Here is a 24,548-nt window from a genome sequence, read left to right as displayed (position 1 = left end):
TAGATATATTAAGGACTGAAAAATGAAATATTTAGTGACCGGCGTTGCTGGTTTTATTGGTAGTGCGGTTACTGAGCGCTTATGTGCACAAGGCCATCAAGTGATTGGTATTGATAATCTTAATGATTATTATGATGTGACACTTAAACACGCACGTTTAACCCGTATTGAGCATCCAAATTTTACATTTATTGAAATGGATATTGCTGATCGAGAAGGGATGGCTGGCTTATTTTCGGAACAGCAGTTTAATCGTGTGATCCATTTCGCTGGTCAAGCGGGTGTACGTTATTCAATAGATAATCCAATGGCTTATGGTGATAGTAACTTAATTGGCTATTTGACTATCCTTGAAGGCTGTCGCCATCATAAAGTCGAACACTTGGTTTATGCATCATCTAGTTCTGTGTATGGCTTAAACCAAAAAATGCCTTTTGATACGGATGATAGTGTTGATCATCCAGTGTCTTTATATGCGGCAACTAAAAAAGCCAATGAACTGATGGCGCACAGTTACTCTCATCTCTACGGTGTTCCAACTACAGGTCTACGTTTCTTTACGGTTTATGGTCCGTGGGGACGCCCAGATATGGCATTGTTTAAATTTACTAATGCCATCATGGAAGGTAAAGAAATTGATATCTATAACAATGGTGATATGAGCCGTGATTTTACTTATATCGATGATATTGTTGAAGGTGTTATGCGTATTCAGGATGTGATTCCACAGCCTAATCCTGAGTGGACGGTTGAAGCTAATTCATCGGCGACCAGTTCTGCACCATACTGTATTTATAACATTGGTCATGGTAGTCCCGTTAAATTAATGGACTATGTTGAAGCACTAGAAGCATCATTAGGTGTAGAAGCTAAGAAAAACTTTATGCCAATGCAAGCTGGCGATGTTTACATGACATATGCAGATACTGACGACTTGTTTGCTATAACGGGTTATAAGCCTGAGGTTGAAGTTAAACAAGGCGTACAGGCTTTTGTTGAGTGGTATCGTGAGTATTACAATAAGTAAGTTTTAAAGGCCTTAAATTAGGCCTTTTTATTTATTTTGTTATCACAGAGAATTTTTCTTGAACAGTTTTTTCACCCTTAGGGTTTTGCGTGTTTATTTTATGCTCTAGGTAAAATTGACGGTATTAACCTACAGTACCTATAAAAACTAAGCTTAATTTATCTAGACGAGATAAAAGATCTGTATCTTGGTATCAAAGATAGCGAATAATTAACGCTTTGATGAGTACGTTTTATTCAGTTATTAACTTTATAATTAGAACCATTATCAGCTATACATAATGAAAAATTATGATCGAACTGATTTAAATAATCATCTAAAACGAGTTCTAGAGGACTTAATCATAATGATATCTATTTTCATATATTATATCAGGGACCAAGTAAGTGTTAGCGGTGCTTTTATTTAGTAGTGTGTGAAATTATAACCAACTAATTTGTGCGTACATAGAATTTAACGTCATTTTGTATTTATTTAATGGGGTTACTTAAAACGGATATTTAAGTGTATTATTCTGCCTTCACTAATTAATCGAAATGTAGCTAAAAATGAGTGTTATTTTACATATTCATGATCAATCTCTCCCTCCTGTAAGCTCTAGTGGTGGTTCAAATCGATTAATTGATTGGTTAGCAGTAGAGCAAGCGAAGAAAGGGCATAAAGTGTACGTTATGACTCCGATAGGCTCGGATACAGAGTTTTATCAGCATATTACGTTGTCATTACCATGTACTTTTGAGGGATTACTTGCACTTATTCCTCATGACGTTGAATATATCGAGCATCATGGTGGGGTTGACGGTGCTGTTTTTGAGGATGTATTAGCGCGCTATCCTGGAAGTATTCAAGTCTGCCATGCTGGTAAACATGAGGGGAAAAATAATGTTTTCATTTCGAAGAGTCATGCGAAAATACAAGGTGGTAAAGTTATTGCGTTTAACGGAATCCCTGTAGAAGATTATATTTTTCGTGAAAATAAAGATAATTATCTATTATTTTTAGCTAAAGTTAAACGTAGTAAAAAAGGTGTAGATACAGCAATAAAAGTAGCTAAAAAGGTTAATTTGCCGTTAATTGTTGCTGGTGGACGTAGATTTGCTAATCCTGAAACATGGTTTAATTGGCATCCATTAATTAAGCCTGTAGGTTATATTAATGGTGCGGATAAATTTGATTTAATCAGTAAGGCTAAGGCGTTACTTGTCCCTATTCGCTGGGAGGAGCCTTTTGGATTGACAATTGTTGAATCTATGTTATCTGGTACGCCTGTTATTGCTTTTAATCGTGGTGCAATGTCAGAGCTTATTATTGATGGGGAGACCGGTTTTCTTTGTGATAATGAGAACGATATGATTGAAGCAATAAAAAAATTAGATCAGATCTCTCCTAAAAGGTGCAGAGATCACGCCATACAGTATTTTACTGTCGCTAAAATGTGTAAAAGACATCTTGAATTGTTAGCACAAGCAGAAGAATGCTCATGGTGATTGTAAAAGGCGCCTTTTGCGCCTTTTTTAATTATTATTTAACGAATTTAGCAAGAAGGGCTTGTGTGACTAGAGGGTCAACAAATTGACTCACATCCCCTTTATGGAGCGCGACTTCTTTAACTATGGTTGAAGAAATAAATGAATTTTTTTCTGCTGGCGTTAAAAATACCGTTTCAAGCTCAGGCATTAAGCGGCGATTCATATTGGCTAATTGAAATTCATATTCAAAATCAGACACTGCCCGCAATCCTCGCACTAAAATATTAGCATGATGCTCTTTGGCAAAATTAACTAATAATCCTGAAAAGCCAACAATCTCAACATTAGATAAATGTGCTGTAATTTTCTGAGCTAGCCCAACCCGCTCTTCTAAAGTGAATAACGGTTTTTTGCTGGGATTAAATGCCACACCAACAATTACGTGATCAAACATTGCAGTTGCGCGCTCGATGAGATCAATATGACCGTTAGTGATTGGATCAAAAGTGCCGGGATAGATAACACGTGTTGTCATAATAGTTACTTATTTTGTTTAAGGTAAAGACCAAGATACTTATTGAGTACATATTGCGTATTAATACAAGCAATAATAAATCCATGTTTACCATCAAGAAAGCCACATTTAATAAAATAGGTACGTATAAAGCTAAAAAGTGCATGTCCAATTGCTGAAGCTACAGAGGCTTTTTTCCCTTGTAGGTGTTTTTCTTGTGCCCATAATTCAGCATATTGAGATTGTTTTTTTTGAAACTCAAAGAAATTTTCAAAGGTATAATGTTCTAAATTACCCGCTATTTTTATAACTTGAATTTCAGGGGGAATGATAACAGATTCATGTACTTGAGCATTATTATAGTGTGTTTCTTGGGGGCGGTATAAACGTACAATCCAATCAGGATGCCAGCCTGAGTGACGAATAAATTTACCAAAGGCGGTACTTAGACGATTAATGCTATAAACCACATTATGTTGATTATCTTGCAATACATTTAGAATAGATTGTCTTAGTTCAGGTGTGACTCGTTCATCAGCATCGAGCCATAAAACATAATCGCTAGTGATATATTGTTGAGCAAGTTGACGTTGTTGTCCAAATCCAGGCCACTGAAAATTGACATAAAATTTATCCGTATAACGACGAGCGATGGTTTCTGTTTCATCAGTACTACCAGAGTCGAGAATGATAATTTCGTCGACCCAGTCTTTAATCGTATCTAGACACGCAGCAAGATGCTTAGCTTCATTTTTAACAATTAGTGCAACACTCAGTGTTGGTTTGTCGGTTGATATATTCATATATTTTCCTTGGAAGCTAATGACATTGCTGACGATAGGATGAGATCAAGTTTTTCTTTTACCATCGCAACACTAATTTGCGGCATGATATCGCTACCTTTGACGCGTGCTCCCCATGGTAACTCGCCTAATGGTTTGCCGTAATGTTGTTCAGCGACTTGCTGGTAAACACTGACCGTATATGGCAATGATAAATACGGCCCAGTACGGGCTGGATTACTATGACCATAGAGGCCAATGACGGGGGTGTTTTGGGTGGTTGCTAAATGGGCTGGACCTGAATCTGGTGCTAACACCACGGTTGCTGCTCGCAATAATGCCGTAAGTTGTAATAATGTTGTTTTGCCAATTAAATTGATAATTGGTGCATTACTGAGGCTAATAATGTGTTGGCCTAATTGTTGCTCACGGTCACTGGGTGAGCCACATAAAATCACAGCTAAACCCTTAGTTGCCGCATAATCAGCGATGGCCGCATAACGATCAGGAAGCCAATTTCGTTCATCTTTACTGGCGGCGGGTGAGATCACTAATGTAGGCTGGTGGATATATTGTTCAGCAACACTGTTATCTTCAGTTGTCAGCGGAATATTCCATTCTGGGGTGGTAAAAGGAACCCCAATGTAACGCGCAAAATCCGCCATGTTATCGAGCACATGGACACTATTAGTATTAGGTAAGTGTTTATTAGTAAACAGCCATTGACCTTCTTTGGTGCGGTTTTTACTAAACCCAACGCGATACTTAGCTTTAATCCCTAAAGATAGTACACTTGCACGTAAGGCGACTTGCATATCCAATAGCGCATCAAAACGTTGTGATTTGAGTTGTTGCCAAACCTGTTTAATGCCATGCCAGCCGGCTTTTTTATCAAAACTGATCACCGTAATATTGGGTAATGCATTGACTAATTGTGCTTCAACTTTACCGACAACCCACGTGATTTCAGTGGTTGGCCACTGGCGTTGGATCGCTTGGACGACAGCAATCGCATGGCAAACGTCACCAATAGCAGACAAGCGTAAGATACAAATTGAACGTGGTGGCGTTGAGAACAGAGCCATGGGGTTACCTTATTAAAAGTGGTTAGTGAATTATGCCGCTAGCCATTGAAATTGTAAAATATTCAACAATAAATGCGAGAGAGGCTGTAGTGCAGGAAATTATCAGTAACAACCAGGCCATTTGGTTTGATAGCGATTATCTAAGTGCAGATCCGCATGGTTGCTTTGATATTGAGTATTGGCGTCAGCGTGATGCAGTTATTGGCTCTGCCAAAGGGCGTGGTACAACATGGTTTGTTGCCGATGAAAAATTGGAAATGGCATTGCGTCATTATCATCGTGGTGGGCTGTTTGCTAAAGTGAACAATGATCGTTATTGGTTTACCGATTGGAATACAACCCGCAGCGGTGCTGAATTAGCATTGTTAAAATTATTACGTGACGGTGGGGTAAATGTACCTCGACCTATTGCCGCGCGTGCCGTTAAAAAAGGCATGGCCTATAAAGCGGATATTTTGGTTGAGAAAATTGCCAATAGCCATGATTTAGTCGCACAGCTACAAAGCCAGACATTAGCCGCGACAGTGTGGCGTGATATTGGTGAAATGATCGGTAAGATGCATGATTTGCAAGTGTGTCACACGGATTTAAATGCCCATAATATTTTATTAGATGATGGTCAGCAGCCGTGGCTGATTGATTTTGATAAGTGTGATTGCCGTGAGGGCGATGATTGGAAAGTGGATAATTTGGCACGTTTAAAGCGTTCTTTCCTCAAAGAGGTCGATAAACGTGCGATTAAGTGGTGCGAAGATGATTGGAACGCTTTGTGTGATGGTTATGCGTCCAAAAGTCAGCTTCGCATTACTATTGGTTAATGATAAGTAGTGATTAATTAATCATTATCTAAGTAAAAATGAATATTGGCGATGGTTTTATTCACTGCGCCTTGGTTTTCAATCACTATCTTTTGTCCTTGTGCGCCCATGTGTTGTTGACGCTCGGGATCATTAAATAATGTCACCAGTTGCTGTGCGAGCTGGTGGCTATTTTGACAGATTTCAATCGCTCCTGCGGCTAATAGTTGTTGAGTGATATCTTCAAAATTATAAAAACTAGGGCCTGTAATTGCGGGTTTTGCAACCGCGGCTGGCTCTAATAAGTTATGCCCACCGACCTTTTCTCCGACTAAACTTCCCCCCATAAACGTCACATCAGCTGTCGCTAGCATGACTAACATTTCCCCCATTGTATCTGCGAGATATAACTGAGTGTTCGCTTTAATTGGGGTGGTGTCTGTACGGCGGTGAACCGTTAATCCTCGTTCTATTGCCAGTTTGGCAACACTATCAAATCGTTGCGGATGGCGAGGCACAATAATGACCATCGCATCTGGATACTGTTGTAGCACGGCTTGATAAGCATCGAGTACTTGCTCATCTTCCCCTTGATGGGTACTCGCCGCCACGAAAATTGGTCGTTGAGCACCCAGTTGCTGGCGCAGATTCTGAGCGTGCTCAAAAACGGTCTTTGCAATGGTGATGTCGTATTTGATTGAGCCAGTAACCGCGATTTGATGTTGTTGTGCGCCAATGGCGATAAAGCGCTGGGCGTCATCATCATGCAAGCATAAGATTTTATCTATTTTATTGAGCAATTGATGAGTAAAAAAACTAAACGATTGATAGCGTTTGGCAGAGCGCTCTGATAAGCGCGCATTAACAATAATCGTCGGAATTTTTTGTTGATGAACACAAGTTAAGGTATTGAGCCATAATTCTTTTTCAACGATAAGAAATAATTTGGGTTTGATCGCGTTTAAAAACCCGCGAACACACCAAGCAAAATCAATTGGCATGTAACGATGTTCAACTAATTCGCCTAATTTAGCCACTTGTTCAGCGCCAGTGCTGGTGGTTGTGGTTACGACAATAGCTTGCTCTGGATAGGCTTGTTTGAGTGCTTTGATGACAGGCACAATCGCGATAGCTTCACCAACAGAAGCCGCATGGATCCAAATAGGTGCAGTTGTCGTGGCGAGGCGAGGAGTAAAACCAAAATGCTCTTTCCAACGCGCACCAAAAGCAGGTTTTCCCGGTTTGGTTCGATAAAGCCCCCATAATAATATAGGAGCAGCTAATGAGAGCAATAGGGTATATAGCGTTCGAATCATAATGCTTTTAGATTATTAATTGCAGCGATGACTTGTTGTGGTGATATTTCTGTCATGCATTTATTATGCTTCAAAGGACATTCTCGTTTAAAGCAAGGTCGACAACTAATATCAGTGTGTAAAATAACTTTTTTATCAGTCAATGGCGGAGTGTAATTTGGTGTTGTTGGCCCATAAAGAGCAACCACATTACACTGCACCGCTGCTGCAACATGCATTAAGCCTGAGTCATTGCCGATAACCGTTGAGCATGATGCAAGCAGATCGATAACGTCTGTGAGTGATGTTTTACCTGCTAAGTTATGACAGTAATGTTGGGCATCATTAGATAAAGACTTTTCAATTTGATCGGTTAATTTTTTTTCATTATCGGAGCCAAATAATAAAATATTACAGCCCGCTTCGATAAGACTTTTAGCGACTGAAGTGTAGTGATCTATAGGCCAGCATTTAGCTGAGCCATAAGCTGCACCTGGGCATAATGCAATTGAAGTGCGATTTTGGTTAATATTAAATTTTTCAATTACTTGTTGTTGATTATTAGTGTCAACAGTTAGAGTAGGAAATGGCATATCTGTTAGGCAACCTGAACCCGTCATTGCCGATGCGGGATGTGCTAATGAAATGTAACGTTCAATCATTAAATTAAATGATTTTTTGTTGTTACGTAAATCATTAAGTAGGCCATAACGCATTTCACCTTTCCAGCCAGTACGAGTTTGTATATTTGCGAAGAATGGGATCAAGGCTGATTTTGCCGAATTTGGTAGAATATAAGCGTGATCATAATGGTTATCACGTAATATCTTGCCTAATTGGTAGCGAGCAAAGAAATTGAAGTCACCATGATTAAGTGGCATTTCAATGGTCTGATTTATTTCTGGCATGCGTGCCAATACGGTTTTACACCAACCTGGTGCCATTACATCAATGATACAATCTGGATGTTGTTTTTTTAATTCAATATAGAGGCATTGCGACATTACCATGTCGCCAATCCAGGATGGACCGATGATTAAAATTTTAGTCATAAATAATTTACCAGGTTAAGGTTCTCAGGCTGTGTAGTTGTTGTGAACTAATTACTGATTTAAGAAATCGAGATACTCTTGGGGAACACCACAAAAAATAACTTGCTCGCGATCTATCTGATGATAATGGATTTTTTTACCTTTACTAATTAGAGCATTGTAAAGCGGGGCGACATATAGTTCGCCTTTTTCCCATTCAGATATTGGCTGAGAAATATAATTATTATAGGCATAATGAAAGTCATTTATATCCGCAAAATAATAAAGACCTGTACAGCAAAGGTTTGATATTGGCCTTTTTTCTGCGGTTTCGATAACTTGTGTAGAACCGATTTTTTCTGGTTTGGCAAATGACCAGTTATCACCACTGCCTTCAAATACTTCCAAGTAGCCATCCCCTAACATCGTGAGATCGGGATAATTAAAGTGTGGGCGGAAGGTATCAATATTAAAAATAGTAATCGGACCTTGATAGTTAATCTCGGTAAGCCCTAACGCGACAGTTTCTGCCTGTCCTCGTGTTTCTTGATTAAGAACCGTGATATGGAATTGCTTGATACCAAGGGCATTAATGCGTGTTTCAACAAACTGGCGAGTTTGGTAAACATCTCGAATAATAAAGACAAACAACTCCGTTTCAAATAAAGCAGCGAAGCTGTTTACTGCATGATCAAATAAACTTTCATTATGTGCTTCTAGTATATATTTAGGTTGAGTATAGCCAGCATTGAAAAAACGAGAGCTTAATCCTGCCATTGGAATAACGATCATAAAGTATGTTCTACCATTAGTTGATGAAGGCGGAAGGCATTTGCCATTAAAGCATCCTGACGGCGAGGGTCATCAGCATGGAGTGGCAGCATTGACAGAAATAATTGAATTTGCATTGCGTATAGATTTACTGCTGATAAGTTAAATTTATCACGCACTAGTTCAATGAAAAGCAGCTGATTTTCTTGATGTTGTTCAAAGCCTGCGACATTAAAAAATATGGTATTATTAGTAATATCTACATGATAATACCCCGCAATAATCCAGTCATATAAACCAAGAATTGAGTGACTTAATTTAGCTAAATCATAACGAATATCCCCAAATAAAGTCATGGTGCCATCAGGTGTCATTCCTCGAGGATCGATGGTTTTTATACGATTGGTTCTAAAGTCATATAAAATATTACTAAAACAAAAATCACCATGCATGATAGTGGCAATCGCTGCTGGTTTTGGCAGATGTTGATGGCTATCAGTGACTAATTGTTGCAATGAAATAGGGGGTTGGTTGTTATAGCACCAAGTTGTGGTTAAAGACAAATCACGGTCTTGGCAAAAATCATTAAGGCGTTGTGATGTTTTTTCACCAAATAATTGTTCCAATGAAGCTGCTGGTTGATCATTTGGTTGTAAGTGCTGTTGGCACGTAGTTAAAAAAGACAAACTACTATTGATGATCTGGCGCCATATGATAGAAGGCAAATTAGCAAAAACGAATAATTCATTTAAGGCGGTATGGTGGAGGTACTCAAGACGGTAACTGAAAATGCCTTGCTCCTCATAGTGGCCCATATATTGCGGAATATAATTACGCATCATTGGCGGTAGGTGTTCGAACCAATTAGCCTCGGCTTGAATTTTTAATCCATTAATACTACTTTTTTCACACCATTCTGGTGATATCTTTAATTGGTTAAAGGCTCGTTGAGTGGTAAATTTTGCTTTTGAGCGATAATAAGTGTTTACATGGCCAAAATCGAGCCAGTTAGTCGTACGGACAGTCGTTAAACCAATTAATTGATTGTAGCGATTTAAGCCTTCAAGAAAGTCCCAACGGCTTTGGGTAATGCAACGAATAAGTTGGCGAGGTTGGCTGAAGTTAAAATAGCCACTGACAATATTATTTTCAGTATGGTCAAGATCGTTATCAACATTCTGAATCCAATGGTGTTTGTTCTTTGTTATCGCTGCCCAATTGTAACTATTTTCTACTTGAGAAATAGTAATTGAATCTTCAATCGTAGGTAGAGGTGAAATTAAGGTATCACCAAATAAGACCTCAAGGTTATTGCATATAGGTTTATCAATGAGGTTTAATGCAACAACGAGTGAGGCCCCGAGTGATATATTCTCTGGAATTTCAAGCACAGTAACATTATGCAGTTGAAGCCATTGGGCATCAATATCAGGTAAGTCATAAGATTCAGGTAGGCTTAAATAAAGTGTTTTTTCTTTGGGGGCCGCCGCGATTTGATGTTGAAATAAACGGCGGTTTCCAAGTGGTAATAAACTTGGTGGTATATTTCCAAATTCAGATTTTAAATCCTGATCAACATATGCTGCTGACATAATTAAGAACACTTTATTTTTTCCTTATCAAGTAAGCTATTGATTTTATCAACTGAAAGTGATGTGAATTCAGAAGGGCGAATCGCACGATCGTCAATATAGAACCCGTCATGACCGCACCATGGTTTACCAACGATGATTTCATCATAAGGTACATTATATTTATCAAGCCATTCTACAATAATTGGTAGAGTATGAATGTTTATTTTTCCAATATTGCCTTCATAGGTGCGCATATTACGAGCAGTAAAAATAGTGATACTAAATCCTTGCTGTCGGTATTCTATTAGTTTGTTTATAACGTCACAATTAGGTGCAACAAGTCGGTAATCAGTAGTGTTTGCGGTTGTTAGTGTTCCATCTAGATCGATAACCAATTTTTTCATGAGATGTTAATGTCCTTTTTAAGAAGCGTTCTTTTATTTATTGTTAATAACAGTACTAAAGTTTATCAAGAATAAGCATTGTAGATTTTTAGTTTTATTATCATTATCATTGAGATAAGAGCTAATTATAATAACTAAAGAAACCAATGTTAACTAGGATACATAGCTGTTATCAGTTAAAATATAATTCACTCTTGAACGAGGTATTTAATACGTAGTGATATGTGGTGATTAATTAAAGAGTATTAAACAGTGGATCGGTAATGAATAATAAACAAGAGATAAGCCCTAAAGATATAACTGTTGTGGTTCAAGGGCCAGTTCAAACTTTTAGTGATAGAGAGCAAGAGTTAGGGATCACTCAAAAGTGCTTGAATTCTGTACGTCAATTTTTACCAGGAGCAAAGATAATTCTATCAACTTGGCACAATCAAGATCTTACCGATTTAGATTATGATCAGTTAGTATTATGTGATGATCCTGGAACCAATATACGTGCTTATAATGTAGATGGAACACCACAGATGTTTAATAATAATCGTCAGATTGTTTCGACACTGGATGGGTTACATCATGTTACAACGCCTTATACGATGAAGTTACGTAGCGACAATTATTTAATCTCTGATGCATTTTTGCATTTGCAACAAGCCTTTCCAAAGCGGTGCAATGAAGATCGTTTTTTTAATGAAAGAGTTGTTGTGATTAATACCTTTACTCGTCGTTATGCCAAAGGTTTACCTGTTGTATTTCATATGAGCGATTTCTTTTATTTTGGTCGAACCGAGGATGTGATTGCTTGTTGGAAGATGCCATTAATCGAAGATTTTATCGCGACGAAAGACACACCTTATAATATTGGCTTTCCTGATTATTCGATCGATTGTACTCAGATGCTATTTATTCGAGCAATGCAGCAATTTGATCAGAGTTTTGCTTTAAATGGATTGCTTGATAATAACCCAGAAAAACAAATTTTTTCTGATCGTTGCTTTGCGAATAACTTTGTGATTGCCGATCCACAACAAGTCGGTGTTGGTTTATGCCGTAAATTTGTAGTAAAAGCACGTGTTTCTCGAACTAAAGGTAAAGTTGCTCATTGGCAATTTAAAGAGTGGCAGCAACTTTATAAAAAATATTGTGATCCTAATTTTGATCTTCAATATCCTATCTTTGCTCAATATAAGTTATTTTTGCAGCGCTGTTTATATGTTTTTCCAGCACGTTTAGAAAATAAACGTCGCTTACAACAACGTCAGAAAAAAGTATCAGTTAATAAATAATCCTGCCAGCAATAAGCAACAGGATTATGCTTTGTTGTCGAGTAATAACTTATTGCTTTAATAAACGCTCAAAAAAAGCTAGGTGTTGCTGTGCTGTATTTTCAACGGAAAGCGTAGTCGCGATATAGTGTTGCGCTTTTAATCCCATGATCTTTGCTTCAGTAGCATGGTGATAAATATAGTTAATCTTATCGGCAATCACGTGAGCATTATTAGTTTCAACCACAAATCCACTGACACCATCCTTTACTATTTCAGCATTACCCCCCGTAGTTGTAACAATTGAAGGTATAGCCATTGCCATTGCTTCAATAACAGTTTTTGGTAGACCTTCACCACTGACTGAGGGTTGAATCTGTACATTTGCTGCTGCCATGAGTTCAGGCACATCAGTTCGGTAGCCTAGAAAGTGAATATTATTAGGGTAAGGCGCTTGTTGGGCTAATTGTTGATTAGCGGCAGTATCAATACCACGGCCTGCCAGTAATAAATGAATATTAGGTTCTTTCTCTAAGTACTGCATTGCTTCTAATAGTATATGTACCCCTTTACTTGGGCGTGCATTTGCAACACAAATAATAACAAAGTCGTTTGCGGTAATATTAAGAAAGCTTAAATTGGCTGCTTGAGTTTGGTACCAAGCTAAATCATGCCCTTTGTGGATAGCAACCACGTTATTTTTGTTTGACCATACTTGCTTGGCTACATCTTCACGCACTTTATCGGCCACACATGAAATACCGTTTACGCGAGGATGAAGGTGGGTTAAATACGCACTGGGATCATGACGATATAATCCTCCGACCGTGCCTCGGTAAGTAACGAGTTTTGTGGCAGGAAAACCGATACAAGCAAAAGCTGCATTTGGAATGGTACGTGAGTTGGTTGCATAAACGATATCGTATTGATATTTCTTTAGCTCATTACGAATTATTGTTATGGTTTTACAGCATATTTTTTTATGCGGATAAGCATCAATCACTGTTAATCCTTTATCTCGAAAACGAGATACGTACGGCGCATTACCTTGAGTAACGATAGTAATATGATGTCCTTGTTCTGCCATTGAAATAATCATCTCAGCTTCAGGTCTAACGCTGTTCCATGCATCGATATAGGAACTAATTACCATAATTTTCATCACATATCCCAATATTAAATAATCTAAATTGCATTAATGCCTATAAATGTTTATATGCATATTTATAGGTTACAATAGCTATGAAGATTATGGAATTAAGGCTTAATATTTTCTTTGAAATGAATTAAAGTAGTATTAATGTTTAATTTTGGCAGTTGTTGTAACTATTTGTTTTATATGTGATATTTAATCATAAAATTAAGATTCAAGTTTTGCTTGTTAGTTTTGAATCAGTAATTGAAAGAAGGTCTGATATCATAATAATGCTTAATGATTTGGGTGTGAGGTAATCGATGTTGTTGATGGACTAACCTAATGAAGCTGCCTTTATTTTACATCGAGGTCGAAAAGCATTAGCGGGTGAAATTGTTTTATGCTGTGGAACATAAATCTGGTGTAACGTTGGTTAAATTTTCAAAGCACCATAATAGACACGTATTTTTTTGCAAAGAAGTGATGAATTTATGGTATCTGTTGATGTGTTTATTCATAATATTTATTTACATTGTTGAGTGATGTATAACATTTATGCGATTATATACAGCAATACTTTGTTCAAGAATAAACATAAGATCTCGATAATAAAATTGTATCTGTGATTGAGAACACTGCTATTTTATCAAAATTAGTGTTATTTGGCGGGCTAGAGTTAGGTTTATATGCAAATAGTAAAAAGAGTCAAAGCGAAATGGCGTTGTATTCGTAATCAAATAAAAGTATTAAAGCTTAATTTGTATATTAAAAAATATGATAAACGCACTCATAACCTAATTTTTGATAAATCAAATATTAAGAATATTGTTATCTTACGGTGGGATGATAAGTTAGGTGATGCGATGATGTGTGGTAATTTTATTAAAATTTTACGCCAGTATCGCCCTGATATTCACATTACGGTATTAACTGGTTTAACCACAAAATCATGGTTAAATAAAGCAGCTCCTGCAGATAATTACATCATTTATAGTAAAGAAAAAAGAGATCAGATTATTCAGAATAATATGGGTAAATTTGATCTTTTTATCGATCTTGGTACACATTGTAGCTATAAAGATATTTACTTATTATCAAAATTTAAAGCAAAACATTATTTAGGTTTTAACCGCCAAAAATATGCATTATTTGATGTTAATATTGATAATAAATACCATCATTTTAAAGAAAGATATATTGCGGCAGCCCAATTATTGGTAGATCAAGCCATAGGTAAGATAAATGGTTTACCAACGCCTGATTTTTTGGTGAAAAAAGTTGAACTACAACAGTTAGTAAGTCGAACAAAACTCACCTACAATAATGTTGTTGCCATTAATTTCTTTGGCTCGGGTAAATATCGACGATTTTCATTTGAGCAAGCGAAGATGTTACTTATACGATGGCGGCAGCAATTTCCACAGGATTTGTTGATTATTATACCGACCCCGAATGAGGAAAAATTCACTGGATCATTAGTTACTATTTTAAATGATCCTGCAATTATATTACCTCAGCAGTTAGCTTGTTTTGAAATGTCATTAGCCATTATTAATATTGCGGATTTTACTTTTACGCCAGATACTGCTGTCGTACATATGGCTTCAGCAATTAATAAACCTGTTATTGGTGTATATCGACAGAATATGCAAAATTATGAAGAATGGAAACCATTAGGAAATCATTCACAATGTTTATTAAATCGACAGCCATTTTGTAGTGATGATAGTGTTCATGTTCATGAGTTTGATTGGCAAGATTTAGTTTTGGCTCGTTCAACTATTTTAAAGGCATTAGCATGAGAATCGGTTTTTTTTTACGAGATTTGAAAATTGAAGGCGTGCAAGTTGTCGCCTTACGATTAGCTAAAGAATTTATTACCTTAGGGCATCAGTGTGACTTTATTTGTTTAGATGCAGAAAAAGAGTTGGAAATAGGAACTGATATAAATGTTCATGTACTTAATATCCCTAAAGAAATTAAATATAAGAAAATAATAAAATATGCGCCAATTTTTTCAAAGTGGTTGTATAAAGAGGATTTGAAGCATAGGTTTGATGTTATTTTATGTACTCATGGTGATACTATTAATATAGTTTCTGTACTTGATGATCCTCGTATTATTATTCAGCAGCATAGTTGTGATAAAACAAGTTATGAAAGTAAAAATTATCTTAAAAAAATAAAATATCGTTTAAAGCTATCAAAAAAGGTCAATAAAAAGCATATCATTTGTGTTTCTAAAGGTATGGCTGAATTTATTTCATCAATTACAAGTTGTTATCATAGTATTTCTACTATTTATAATCCATTTGATATTCAAGAAATAAAAAAATTAGCGAAACAACCATTAGATACATTTTTTTATGATAATGAGTATATTTGTTATATTGGACGCTTAGCCAAAGAAAAAAGACTGGAGTTATTAATTAATGCTTATACTTTAATAGATAAAAATATAAAATTATTTATTGTTGGTGACGGTTGTGAAGAATATAAAAAACGTTTACTTAATTTAATCGATAAATTAGAACTTAATGATAGAGTATTTATATTACCTTTTTATGATAATCCATTTCCTATAATAAACAAAGCTCAAGCGTTGATTTTAACCTCTGAAACTGAGGGGTTTGGAAATGTATTAGTAGAAGCTTTAATTTGTCATACACCAATCATAAGTGTTGATTGTCATTCAGGTCCTGCTGAAATTATGTCAGGCGAACTGAAACACTATTTAGTAAAAGAAGCGACCCCTGAAAATATAGCACATAAAATTAATGATTTATTATTAGGTGATGCTAAAATAGATTTTGAAAAAACATACCCTAAATATGCGGCAACTAATATTGCCAGAAAGTATATTAAATTATTTATTAATATTAGTAAATAATTTAAAGGCACCATAATTATATAAATGGTGTCTTTATTATTTATTTTATGCTTGATATGACCTTTTTAGAAACATATAAATAAAAACTATATATAGAACAAACACTTGTTTGTGTTCAAGTGGCACATCAGTTAATCCACTTACAACTATACCAATAGTTAATAGAAATATAGCTAATATATTTTCTTTAGAGTATTGTTTTTTTCGTAATATATAAAAAGGAAACAATAACAATAACAATAACAATACTAAACCTATTATTCCATGTTTTACAGTAGTATCAATAAACTGATTATGAAAATGCTGTAGTTTTAAGTTATAAAGTTGTGAGCTAATTTTATTTTCTTGGTGTAATTTTGTTATAGCCGGTTCAAAATTATCACCAAACCCTTCAATGGGTTTTTGAGGGATAAGCAACAATGCTGCTTTCCACATTGCTAACCTTCCACCAGAACTTGATGAGTCATTACCTTGTTCATATTGAGATAAACCCTGAACCGTTGCATTAATCAGTCGATCTTTGGTCGAATATATACCAATTGCTGTTATAGTAATTAAAAGAGTAATAACAGTTATTTTTATTTTAATAGGTATTTTTGTGGTAAAAATGTATAGAAGTAAACATAAGAAAATGGAGAATGCAGCAATTAAAACCCCGCGTGTTTCAGTTAAAATAATAGCATAAAAAGAGATTGCTATTGATAATGCTGAGATTAATAATATTTCTTTCTTTTCTTTATATATGATAGTAAGCATGATAGCTGCGATCATTAACATTAAACAGCATGTCGCATAAGGGATCGCATTTAATTGCCATGCTGCTCGGTCTAAATGTAATATATTTTTTTGCCAGAATGCGAAAATTGCAGCACTGATACTACCAATAAAAATACTGTATGTTATTACTTTATTATAAATTACATTTAGTGGAATAAAAGAAAAATAAAGGATGAAGCATAGTGCGGAGCGAATATTAATAATATATGAATGATAGTAATAGTTATAAACAATAGATATAAATGATAGAGTAATTATTAGGTATATATAATAATTATTTTTAATGTTACTTCTAAATGGTGCCAAACCATATCTAAGTAATATCGTCACAAGAGCTATAAGCGTAATAATGACAAGAATCTTATCACCATTTTCAAATACAAATTGACCACTTACCATCCACGTGAAAGGAAGGATGATTAATAGAAATGCGAACTTATCTTTTATCATAAGGCTTCTCATCATTATTCGGACGTGTCTTCAATAAACGTAGAATCCACATGTATTGTTCTGGGCGTTGGTTAACATACTGTTCAATACATTGATTCATCATCCGTGCATCTTGTTCTTCGGTTTCTGCTGGAAAGGGGAGGGCAGGATAAAAATCCAATTCATACATACCCGTTTCACTGTTGTACATTGCAAAGAGCGGTACAATTTTAGCGCGGCTTAATTTTGATAGTCGACCTAATCCTGCCATTGTTGCTTTGGTGGTGCCAAAGAAATCCACGAACACGCTATGCTCAGGGCCTAAATCTTCATCCGGTAGGTAATAACCTAAATAACCTTCACGAACTGATTTAATAAAAGGTTTAATACCACCACTGCGTTCATAAACACGGCCGCCATATTGCACGCGTTGACGATGCATTAGCCAATCTGAAACTGGGTTTTTTTGTTTTTTTGCCATCGCAGAAACGGGTAATCCGCGCGAAGCAAGCAGGACTGCTGGAATATCAATCGCCCATGTATGCGGTACTAATAGAATAACGCTTTGTTGTTGATCGGTAAGGTTGGTGAGGTTGTCCATGCCGCGAATAACGGTATGCTGCTCAAGCCATGCTTTATTGCGTACAGATAACGAGGCGAAACCTGAGAGGAAACTACCTGCGGTGATCAAGTTTTGTAATAAAATGGATTCTCGCTCTGCGTCTGATTTCTCAGGAAAACACATTTTTAGGTTAACGCGTGCGCGATGATTAGCACCACTTTTAAGCTTAATTGCTTGTTTAGCAAAAACTGTAGCCAGTGAGCGGCGAGCTCCATGAGGTAGCAAACTTAATAGTGAAGCAATGATCACTGCGATCCATGTTCCCCAATAACGCGGGTGCACAAAAGACCACTCAAATTGAGGGTTATAGGCTTGCTTATCGTAATGGTTTTTAGTCATATAAATTACGTCTATCTCACGAAGTTATAGTGTTGGCGCTTGTGGTGCCATAGTGTATTTGATTGTTTATTTTAGTTATCAATATTAAGTCATAATTAATTCGATAACGATTAATTATTATTTATCAAGTTAGATAAAGGCATGGTTTTTATTGCCTAACTAAACGGAAAAACATTAATTTATGATAACATTATATCCACTGCAAGGGCGAAGGATGATAATAAAATGAAAACCCGCGATCGAATTATTCATGCAGCATTGGCATTATTTAATGAACATGGTGAACCCAATGTAACCACCAATCATATTGCTGCCGATTTAGGGATCAGTCCTGGTAATTTGTATTATCATTTTCGGAATAAAGAGCAGATTATCCATTGTATATTTGACCAATATGCCATTGATTTGAAAATAAGTTTTGAACCTATTGATGTAGTTGAGGCAATCGAAGAGAGTTTGTTACGTTACTTGGATGCGGTATTTTTGTTGATGTGGCGTTATCGATTTTTTTACGCTAATTTGCCTGATATTTTACGTCGAGATGCTGATTTACAAAATAAATATTTAACGGTACAAACCCAGTTGCAGGTTAACATTAGTCAAATCATGATCAATTTTCGTGACGCAGGTTTGCTGGCATTGGCGGATGTTGATCTTAAAGTATTAGCTGATACGTTAAAACTGGTGGCTTCATCGTGGATCAGTTATCAAACCACTCAAGTAGCGGGTGCTAAAATTACTCAAACCGTGATTTATCATGGTGTACAGCAGATGCTGAATATCGTGCGACCATTGGCAACAGAGCTTGGTCAGCAGCGGGTAACAACCTTGCAGCACTATTATTTAGAACAAGAACAACAGTATTTAGAACAAGAACATCACTAAGAGTGAATTGTAATTAAAAAAGGTTGGTCTGATGACCAACCTTTTTCGTTTTGGCTGTTAAATTAGCGTCGTAACCATGGACGTGGATCTACTGGGGTACCTTTACGGCGGATCTGGAAATACAATCCGGGCTGTTCTTGGCCACCACTGTCACCGACTAAAGCTATTGGCTCACCCGCTTGAACGGTATCGCCAATTTTCTTCAATAACGTTTGGTTATAACCATAGAAGCTCATATCCCCTTTACCATGATCAATTGCAATCATTAGACCATAACCACGCAACCAATCGGCAAAGACCACTTTACCTGAGTAAGTCGCTTTTACTTGGCTACCAATCGGTTGACTGATTACCATACCTTTCCAATGCAGTTCACGTTGTAATGGCGCACCATAGTTGTGAATGATAGGACCTCGCAATGGCCATATTAGCTTACCTTTGTGGCTCGCGAGTCCGTCCATTGGGACTTGCATTTTCGCATAGCGCGCATTGAGCTGTTTAGCTTGAGCTTCTGCAATCGCTTTGGCTTTTGCTTCTTTGGCGGCCGCAATTCGGGCTTGAGCTTGAGCTTCAGCTTTAGCGCGTGCAGCGGCTTCAGCTTTGGCGCGTGCAATGGCTTCGGCTTTCGCTTTTGCTATCGCCTTTAACATATTTTGTTCATCAGAGCGTAAGTCAGCTAATGCTTCGGTGCTGGAGTGGATTTGTGATTTTATTTTATTAAGCGTTAGTTGACGTGATTGCTGTTGATCATCAAGCTGCTGCTTTTGCTGGTTAAGCTCTGTGAGTGCTTGCTGGTGTTCATTTTTTTGTTCAGCAAGGGCATGAATTTTAAGTTGTAATTCTGTTTTGGTTGCATCTAACGCATCAATAGCTATCGCACGTGCTTTGCTGACATATTCAGCATAGGTTGTCATACGATCTAATTTTGCTGAATTTTCGCCACTAAGAAGATTCGCGATGTCACTATTATTACCTTGGCGATATTGTGCATCTATTAAGTTTTTTAGTACGCCAATTTGTTGCTGTTGTTGTTGTTGTAGATGCTGTTGGTGCTGTTCAAGCTTGGTAATTGACTGGGTTGTTCTTACCAGCAAATCATTGGTTTGGTGGATTTTATTAGCAGTTTGAGCAATGTCCAGTTCGTGTTGTTTTAGTTTTTTTTGTAAGGCAGCATAGTTTTGCTGTTTATTGTCGAGCTGATTTTTTTGGCGTGATATTTCCTGTTTTACGCCATCAAGCTGTTTTTGACTGGATGCTGCACATGGGACTGCAAATACCACGCATAGAAAAGCGCCAGTGCATAAAGCACTGGCGCGGATTTTTAGGTTGAGGTGTCTATTGATAATATCCCGCATGGGATAATTATTTCAGATTGTATAGCACCTGACCAGACATCTCTGCAGGGATTTCGATATCTGTTAGCGATAGCATAGTTGGTGCTAGATCAGATAGCTTACCGTTTGGCTTAAGATCGAGGTCTTTATTACCGACATAAATTAAAGGCACTGGTAAATTAGTGTGTGCAGTATGAATACCACCCGTTTCTGGGTTAACCATCATTTCTGCGTTACCGTGGTCAGCAGTAATTAATAGCTGACCATCCATTTCTTTAATTGCAGCAACAACTTGACCTACACAGCTATCGAGAGCTTCACACGCTTTAACGGCAGCATCGTAAATACCGGTGTGGCCGACCATGTCACCGTTAGGGTAGTTACAAATAATTACGTCAAACTCGCCGCTCTTAATTGCAGCAACTAATTTTTCAGTTAGTTCAGGTGAACTCATTTCAGGTTGAAGATCGTAAGTAGCTACTTTTGGAGATGCCACTAGTGAGCGTGATTCACCTTCAAATTCGTCTTCTTTGCCGCCATTAAAGAAGAAAGTAACGTGTGCGTATTTTTCTGTTTCAGAAATACGAAGCTGTTTTTTGCCTTTCTTCGATAGCCACTCACCTAGTGTATTTTCTAAGCTTGCAGGAGCAAAAGCGGTTGTTAACTCAATGTTTGCCGCATATTGGGTTAGCATTACGAAGTCAGCTAGTTGTGGGAACTGTGCACGCTCAAAGCTAGTAAAGCTAGGCTCAAATGTACGAGTAATCTCACGCGCACGGTCAGCACGGTAGTTCATGAAGATAACGCTATCGCCATCAGCAATGAATGCTGTTTCTTGGTCTGCAGTGCGTAGCTCTGTTGCTTTAACGAACTCATCATTCTCGCCACGCTCATAAGCGGCAGCTAGACCTTCAGTTGCGTTAGCAAAGGTAAATTCACCTTTAGCTGCTGTTAGTAGGTTGTAAGCAACTTCAACGCGATCCCAGTTGTTATCACGATCCATTGCGTAGTAGCGACCTACTAGAGATGCAGTACGGCCTTTACCTAGTTTTGCAAATAGGGCATCGAAACGCTCAAGAGAGTGCTGTGCGCTACGTGGCGGTGTATCACGGCCATCAAGGAATGCGTGCAGGTAGATTTTTTCTGCGCCACGGTTAGCGGCCATTTCAATTGCTGCTGCAATATGGTCTTCGTGGCTGTGTACGCCACCAGGAGAAACAAGACCTAGGATATGAACCGCTTTACCTGTAGTTACTGCCTTATCAATCGCATTAACTAGCGCTTCATTTTCAAAAAACTCACCATCGCCAATCGCTTTAGTGATACGAGTAAGATCTTGATATACCACGCGGCCTGCACCGATATTGGTATGACCTACTTCAGAGTTACCCATTTGGCCTTCAGGTAGACCGACTTCTAAGCCCGACGCAGCGATAAGCGTATTAGGATTGTTCGCCATTAATGCATCCATTACGGGTGTATTAGCGTTCGCAATCGCATTATCTGAGTTATCTTCGCGGTAGCCCCAGCCATCTAAAATTACAAGTGCAAGTGGTTTCTTCGCAGACATATTCTGTCCCTCTTCGAATTAATAAAAATATATGAATTACCTTAATGGGCTTAGTGTCTTAAACACCGCTTAAGGTAATTGATATAATAATTATCACGATTTTACTACAAAAGCACATCAAAGCAGTAGCAGTAGATGTAACTAAATCATCGCTTACCTGTTTGTGCTTTCTATCGAATATAAGCATTTATTCATCAAAGTGTAAGCTCTGGATCACAGTTTTTTCCTATTTCATTGATAGGTCATCAGCCAATAAGCTTTTATACTCAAGGTCGCTGTTACAAGATTAGCAACCTAGGTATACTCACACTCATTTTTTTAAACCGTAATTTCATGGCTTGCTGTAGTGAATCATGACAACAGAGTAAAGTAAATGCATCAATATATTGAATTTTTAACTAGTAACCCTGTTTTATCATTGGCTTGGATTGGTATCGTTATTGCACTAATTAGCATGATGGTAAAAGAGAAAAATGCTAAATATACAACAATTGGCATTAATGAAGCGACAGCATTAGTGAATAACGAAGAGGGTGTTTTTCTTGATATCCGTAATCGTGATGAATTCCGTAAAGGTCATATTGTAGGCTCAGTTCACATTTTACCAAGCCAAATTCAACGTCAAAACACGCCAGAGCTTGAAAAACACAAAGCAGCCCCAATTATTGTTGTATGTAAGACGGGTCAAACGTCACAAGAGACTGCAAATCAGTTAAGTAAAGATGGTTTTACTAACGTTAATGTTTTAAAAGACGGTCTTATTGCTTGGAATGAAGCAAACTTACCGCTTGTTGCAAGTAAGAAAAAATAAATATATTCGAAGTTATTTTGCAGCTTATTGAGTGTGAAGTGACGATTCAAATTGATGTAGTCTGTGGTGTTCACAGTTGCAAGTATAATTAATAACTCGTGGTAGCGAGTATTTTTAAAGGACTCCAAAAATGGCTGAAGCAGCAAATACCGAAGCGCAACAAAACTTCCAAATTCAACGCGTATTCCTAAAAGATGTGTCTTTTGAAGCGCCAAATTCACCTGACGTATTCCAAAAAGAATGGAATCCTGATGTAAAATTGGATCTTGATACTCAAAGCCGTGAATTAGCTGAAGGTGTATATGAAGTGGTGCTTCGTTTAACTGTAACGGTTAAGAACGAAGAAGAGAATGCGTTCTTATGTGAAGTGCAGCAAGCGGGTATTTTCACTATTGCTGGTATGGAAGCACCACAACTAGCACATTGCCTAGGCGCATTCTGCCCGAACATTTTGTTCCCATATGCTCGTGAAACAATTTCTAGCTTAGTTGTTAAAGGTACGTTCCCACAATTGAACCTTGCACCAGTAAATTTTGATGCATTATTCATGAGCTACTTAGAAAACCAAGCTGAAGCAAATACTGCTAATTCAGAAGCTTAATTTGTAAAAGTGACCAATATGATGAACGTTAATAATACGATTTCGATGGCAGTGTTAGGCGCTGGATCTTATGGGACAGCATTAGCAATTGCATTAGCCAGAAATGGTGCCAATGTCATTTTGTGGGGCCATGAGCCACACCATATGGCGCAATTGGAAATCGATCGTGCCAATGAAGCGTTTCTTCCTGGTGTTAGTTTTCCTGAATCGTTAATTCTAACCGCTGATTTACAGGCTGCTGTTGAAGGTAGTCGTGATGTGTTAGTGGTGGTACCAAGCCATGTCTTTGGTGGGGTACTAGCACAAATGAAACCTTTTTTACGTCCAGACTCTCGTGTTTGCTGGGCAACGAAAGGGCTTGAACCTGAAACTGGACGTTTACTTAAAGATGTTGCGGTTGAGGTTTTGGGTGAACAAATACCGTTAGCTGTGTTATCGGGTCCCACATTTGCTAAAGAATTAGCGGCAGGAATGCCAACAGCGATTGCCGTTTCTTCTCCTGACACTGAGTTTGTGGTTGATTTGCAACAAAAAATCCATTGCGATAAGACATTTCGTGTTTATAGCAATAATGATTTTATTGGGATGCAGCTGGGTGGTGCAGTTAAAAACGTGATTGCCATTGGTGCGGGTATGTCTGATGGTATTGGCTTTGGTGCTAATGCACGTACCGCGTTAATTACCCGTGGTTTAGCTGAAATGTGTCGTCTGGGTGCTGCACTTGGTGCGCAACCTGAAACCTTTATGGGCATGGCAGGTTTAGGCGATTTAGTACTGACATGTACCGATAACCAATCACGTAACCGTCGCTTTGGTTTGGCGCTCGGTAATGGGTGCAGTGTCGAGCAAGCACAACAGGATATTGGTCAAATAGTAGAAGGTTATCGTAATACCAAAGAAGTGTGGTTATTGGCACAACGACACCAAGTCGAAATGCCAATTACTGAGCAAATCTATCAAGTACTTTATCTTGGTAAAGATGCTCACGAAGCAGCGAAAGATTTACTCGCACGTGAGAAAAAGTACGAATAACGTTGCTTGCTGAGGGTGATAACTGGTATCTATTAAATAACGCGAGCTTAGGCTCGCGTTATTTTTTATAACTGTACTAAAATACAATAATATTTAGTTTAGTGTTTTATTG

Annotated in this window: 23 protein-coding genes; 10 read left to right on the top strand and 13 right to left on the bottom strand. The window is 37.5% G+C overall.

Annotation, left to right across the window (positions count from 1 at the left end):
* The first annotated feature begins 22 nt into the window (after nucleotides 1-22).
* Entirely contained in the window at nucleotides 23-1,027 is a 1,005-nt protein-coding gene (locus CIK00_RS06655; protein ID WP_101768124.1) for an NAD-dependent epimerase, read from the top strand.
* Nucleotides 1,028-1,575: 548 nt separating this feature from the next.
* A complete protein-coding gene (locus CIK00_RS06650) occupies nucleotides 1,576-2,514 on the top strand; it encodes a glycosyltransferase (protein ID WP_101768123.1) in 939 nt (312 codons plus the stop codon).
* Nucleotides 2,515-2,548: 34 nt separating this feature from the next.
* Here CIK00_RS06650 and coaD read toward each other — a convergent pair whose 3' ends face one another.
* From coaD to CIK00_RS06635, 3 genes are read right to left on the bottom strand one after another with little or no spacing between them, the layout of a single operon-like run.
* Entirely contained in the window at nucleotides 2,549-3,031 is a 483-nt protein-coding gene (gene coaD / locus CIK00_RS06645) for a pantetheine-phosphate adenylyltransferase (RefSeq protein ID WP_101768122.1), read from the bottom strand.
* A gap of 5 nt (nucleotides 3,032-3,036) precedes the next feature.
* Nucleotides 3,037-3,813, bottom strand: a complete 777-nt coding sequence (locus CIK00_RS06640; protein WP_101768121.1) for a glycosyltransferase family 2 protein — start codon at nucleotides 3,811-3,813, stop codon at nucleotides 3,037-3,039.
* Entirely contained in the window at nucleotides 3,810-4,877 is a 1,068-nt protein-coding gene (locus CIK00_RS06635; RefSeq protein ID WP_101768120.1) for a glycosyltransferase family 9 protein, read from the bottom strand. Before CIK00_RS06635 ends, CIK00_RS06640 begins: the two co-directional genes overlap by 4 nt.
* 89 nt (nucleotides 4,878-4,966) lie before the next feature.
* On the opposite strand from CIK00_RS06635, the gene CIK00_RS06630 reads away from it, so the two are divergent.
* Nucleotides 4,967-5,695 carry a 3-deoxy-D-manno-octulosonic acid kinase gene (locus CIK00_RS06630; protein ID WP_101768192.1) on the top strand — a complete coding sequence of 243 codons (729 nt, stop codon included), beginning with the start codon at nucleotides 4,967-4,969 and terminating at the stop codon, nucleotides 5,693-5,695.
* Between the two features lie 17 nt (nucleotides 5,696-5,712).
* On the opposite strand, the gene waaA is transcribed toward CIK00_RS06630, so the two are convergent.
* Genes waaA through CIK00_RS06605 form a run of 5 tightly spaced genes read right to left on the bottom strand, consistent with a single transcriptional unit; the run spans nucleotide 5,713 to nucleotide 10,749 of the window.
* Nucleotides 5,713-6,993 carry a lipid IV(A) 3-deoxy-D-manno-octulosonic acid transferase gene (waaA, locus tag CIK00_RS06625; RefSeq protein WP_101768119.1) on the bottom strand — a complete coding sequence of 427 codons (1,281 nt, stop codon included), beginning with the start codon at nucleotides 6,991-6,993 and terminating at the stop codon, nucleotides 5,713-5,715.
* Nucleotides 6,987-8,021 (bottom strand): lipopolysaccharide heptosyltransferase II, encoded by a 1,035-nt coding sequence (gene waaF, locus CIK00_RS06620; RefSeq protein ID WP_101768118.1) that lies wholly within the window; start codon nucleotides 8,019-8,021, stop codon nucleotides 6,987-6,989. Before waaF ends, waaA begins: the two co-directional genes overlap by 7 nt.
* 51 nt (nucleotides 8,022-8,072) lie before the next feature.
* Nucleotides 8,073-8,792 carry a glycosyltransferase family 2 protein gene (locus CIK00_RS06615; RefSeq protein WP_101768117.1) on the bottom strand — a complete coding sequence of 240 codons (720 nt, stop codon included), beginning with the start codon at nucleotides 8,790-8,792 and terminating at the stop codon, nucleotides 8,073-8,075.
* Entirely contained in the window at nucleotides 8,789-10,375 is a 1,587-nt protein-coding gene (locus CIK00_RS06610) for a capsular biosynthesis protein (protein WP_101768116.1), read from the bottom strand. Before CIK00_RS06610 ends, CIK00_RS06615 begins: the two co-directional genes overlap by 4 nt.
* A complete protein-coding gene (locus CIK00_RS06605) occupies nucleotides 10,366-10,749 on the bottom strand; it encodes an HAD hydrolase family protein (RefSeq protein ID WP_101768115.1) in 384 nt (127 codons plus the stop codon). Before CIK00_RS06605 ends, CIK00_RS06610 begins: the two co-directional genes overlap by 10 nt.
* A gap of 263 nt (nucleotides 10,750-11,012) precedes the next feature.
* On the opposite strand from CIK00_RS06605, the gene CIK00_RS06600 reads away from it, so the two are divergent.
* Entirely contained in the window at nucleotides 11,013-12,032 is a 1,020-nt protein-coding gene (locus CIK00_RS06600) for a WavE lipopolysaccharide synthesis family protein (protein WP_167388529.1), read from the top strand.
* Between the two features lie 49 nt (nucleotides 12,033-12,081).
* Here CIK00_RS06600 and CIK00_RS06595 read toward each other — a convergent pair whose 3' ends face one another.
* Nucleotides 12,082-13,173 carry a glycosyltransferase family 4 protein gene (locus CIK00_RS06595; protein WP_101768114.1) on the bottom strand — a complete coding sequence of 364 codons (1,092 nt, stop codon included), beginning with the start codon at nucleotides 13,171-13,173 and terminating at the stop codon, nucleotides 12,082-12,084.
* Nucleotides 13,174-13,832: 659 nt separating this feature from the next.
* On the opposite strand from CIK00_RS06595, the gene CIK00_RS06590 reads away from it, so the two are divergent.
* On the top strand, nucleotides 13,833-14,948 hold the full coding sequence (locus CIK00_RS06590; protein WP_101768113.1) for a glycosyltransferase family 9 protein: 1,116 nt from the start codon (nucleotides 13,833-13,835) through the stop codon (nucleotides 14,946-14,948).
* Complete coding sequence (locus CIK00_RS06585; protein ID WP_101768112.1) at nucleotides 14,945-16,036, top strand: glycosyltransferase; 1,092 nt, start codon at nucleotides 14,945-14,947, stop codon at nucleotides 16,034-16,036. The genes CIK00_RS06590 and CIK00_RS06585 overlap by 4 nt, the downstream gene beginning before the upstream one ends.
* 45 nt (nucleotides 16,037-16,081) lie before the next feature.
* Here the strand turns inward: CIK00_RS06585 and CIK00_RS06580 are convergent, their stop codons facing one another.
* Both CIK00_RS06580 and lpxM read right to left on the bottom strand, forming a co-directional pair.
* Nucleotides 16,082-17,263, bottom strand: a complete 1,182-nt coding sequence (locus CIK00_RS06580; RefSeq protein ID WP_167388528.1) for an O-antigen ligase family protein — start codon at nucleotides 17,261-17,263, stop codon at nucleotides 16,082-16,084.
* On the bottom strand, nucleotides 17,250-18,203 hold the full coding sequence (gene lpxM, locus CIK00_RS06575; RefSeq protein WP_101768110.1) for a lauroyl-Kdo(2)-lipid IV(A) myristoyltransferase: 954 nt from the start codon (nucleotides 18,201-18,203) through the stop codon (nucleotides 17,250-17,252). Before lpxM ends, CIK00_RS06580 begins: the two co-directional genes overlap by 14 nt.
* 225 nt (nucleotides 18,204-18,428) lie before the next feature.
* Here lpxM and CIK00_RS06570 point away from each other — a divergent pair, with 225 nt between their 5' ends.
* Nucleotides 18,429-19,088, top strand: a complete 660-nt coding sequence (locus CIK00_RS06570) for a TetR/AcrR family transcriptional regulator (protein ID WP_101768109.1) — start codon at nucleotides 18,429-18,431, stop codon at nucleotides 19,086-19,088.
* A 62-nt stretch (nucleotides 19,089-19,150) separates the two neighbouring features.
* On the opposite strand, the gene envC is transcribed toward CIK00_RS06570, so the two are convergent.
* On the bottom strand, nucleotides 19,151-20,443 hold the full coding sequence (envC, locus tag CIK00_RS06565) for a murein hydrolase activator EnvC (RefSeq protein ID WP_101768108.1): 1,293 nt from the start codon (nucleotides 20,441-20,443) through the stop codon (nucleotides 19,151-19,153).
* A gap of 7 nt (nucleotides 20,444-20,450) precedes the next feature.
* Nucleotides 20,451-21,992, bottom strand: a complete 1,542-nt coding sequence (gpmM, locus tag CIK00_RS06560) for a 2,3-bisphosphoglycerate-independent phosphoglycerate mutase (RefSeq protein WP_101768107.1) — start codon at nucleotides 21,990-21,992, stop codon at nucleotides 20,451-20,453.
* Nucleotides 21,993-22,365: 373 nt separating this feature from the next.
* On the opposite strand from gpmM, the gene CIK00_RS06555 reads away from it, so the two are divergent.
* From CIK00_RS06555 to gpsA, 3 genes are all read left to right on the top strand, one after another.
* Nucleotides 22,366-22,803: a rhodanese-like domain-containing protein gene (locus CIK00_RS06555; protein ID WP_101768106.1), complete on the top strand. Its 438-nt coding sequence runs from the start codon at nucleotides 22,366-22,368 to the stop codon at nucleotides 22,801-22,803.
* A gap of 130 nt (nucleotides 22,804-22,933) precedes the next feature.
* Nucleotides 22,934-23,404 (top strand): protein-export chaperone SecB, encoded by a 471-nt coding sequence (secB, locus tag CIK00_RS06550; protein WP_101768105.1) that lies wholly within the window; start codon nucleotides 22,934-22,936, stop codon nucleotides 23,402-23,404.
* Between the two features lie 18 nt (nucleotides 23,405-23,422).
* Entirely contained in the window at nucleotides 23,423-24,436 is a 1,014-nt protein-coding gene (gene gpsA / locus CIK00_RS06545; protein ID WP_101768104.1) for an NAD(P)H-dependent glycerol-3-phosphate dehydrogenase, read from the top strand.
* Nucleotides 24,437-24,548 lie beyond the last annotated feature (112 nt).

This window comes from Photobacterium carnosum, assembly GCF_002849605.1.
Classification (GTDB): Bacteria; Pseudomonadota; Gammaproteobacteria; order Enterobacterales; family Vibrionaceae; genus Photobacterium; species Photobacterium carnosum.
The sequence above is the reverse complement of the archived record's forward strand: the minus strand, read 5'-3'. Positions and strand labels throughout refer to the sequence as shown.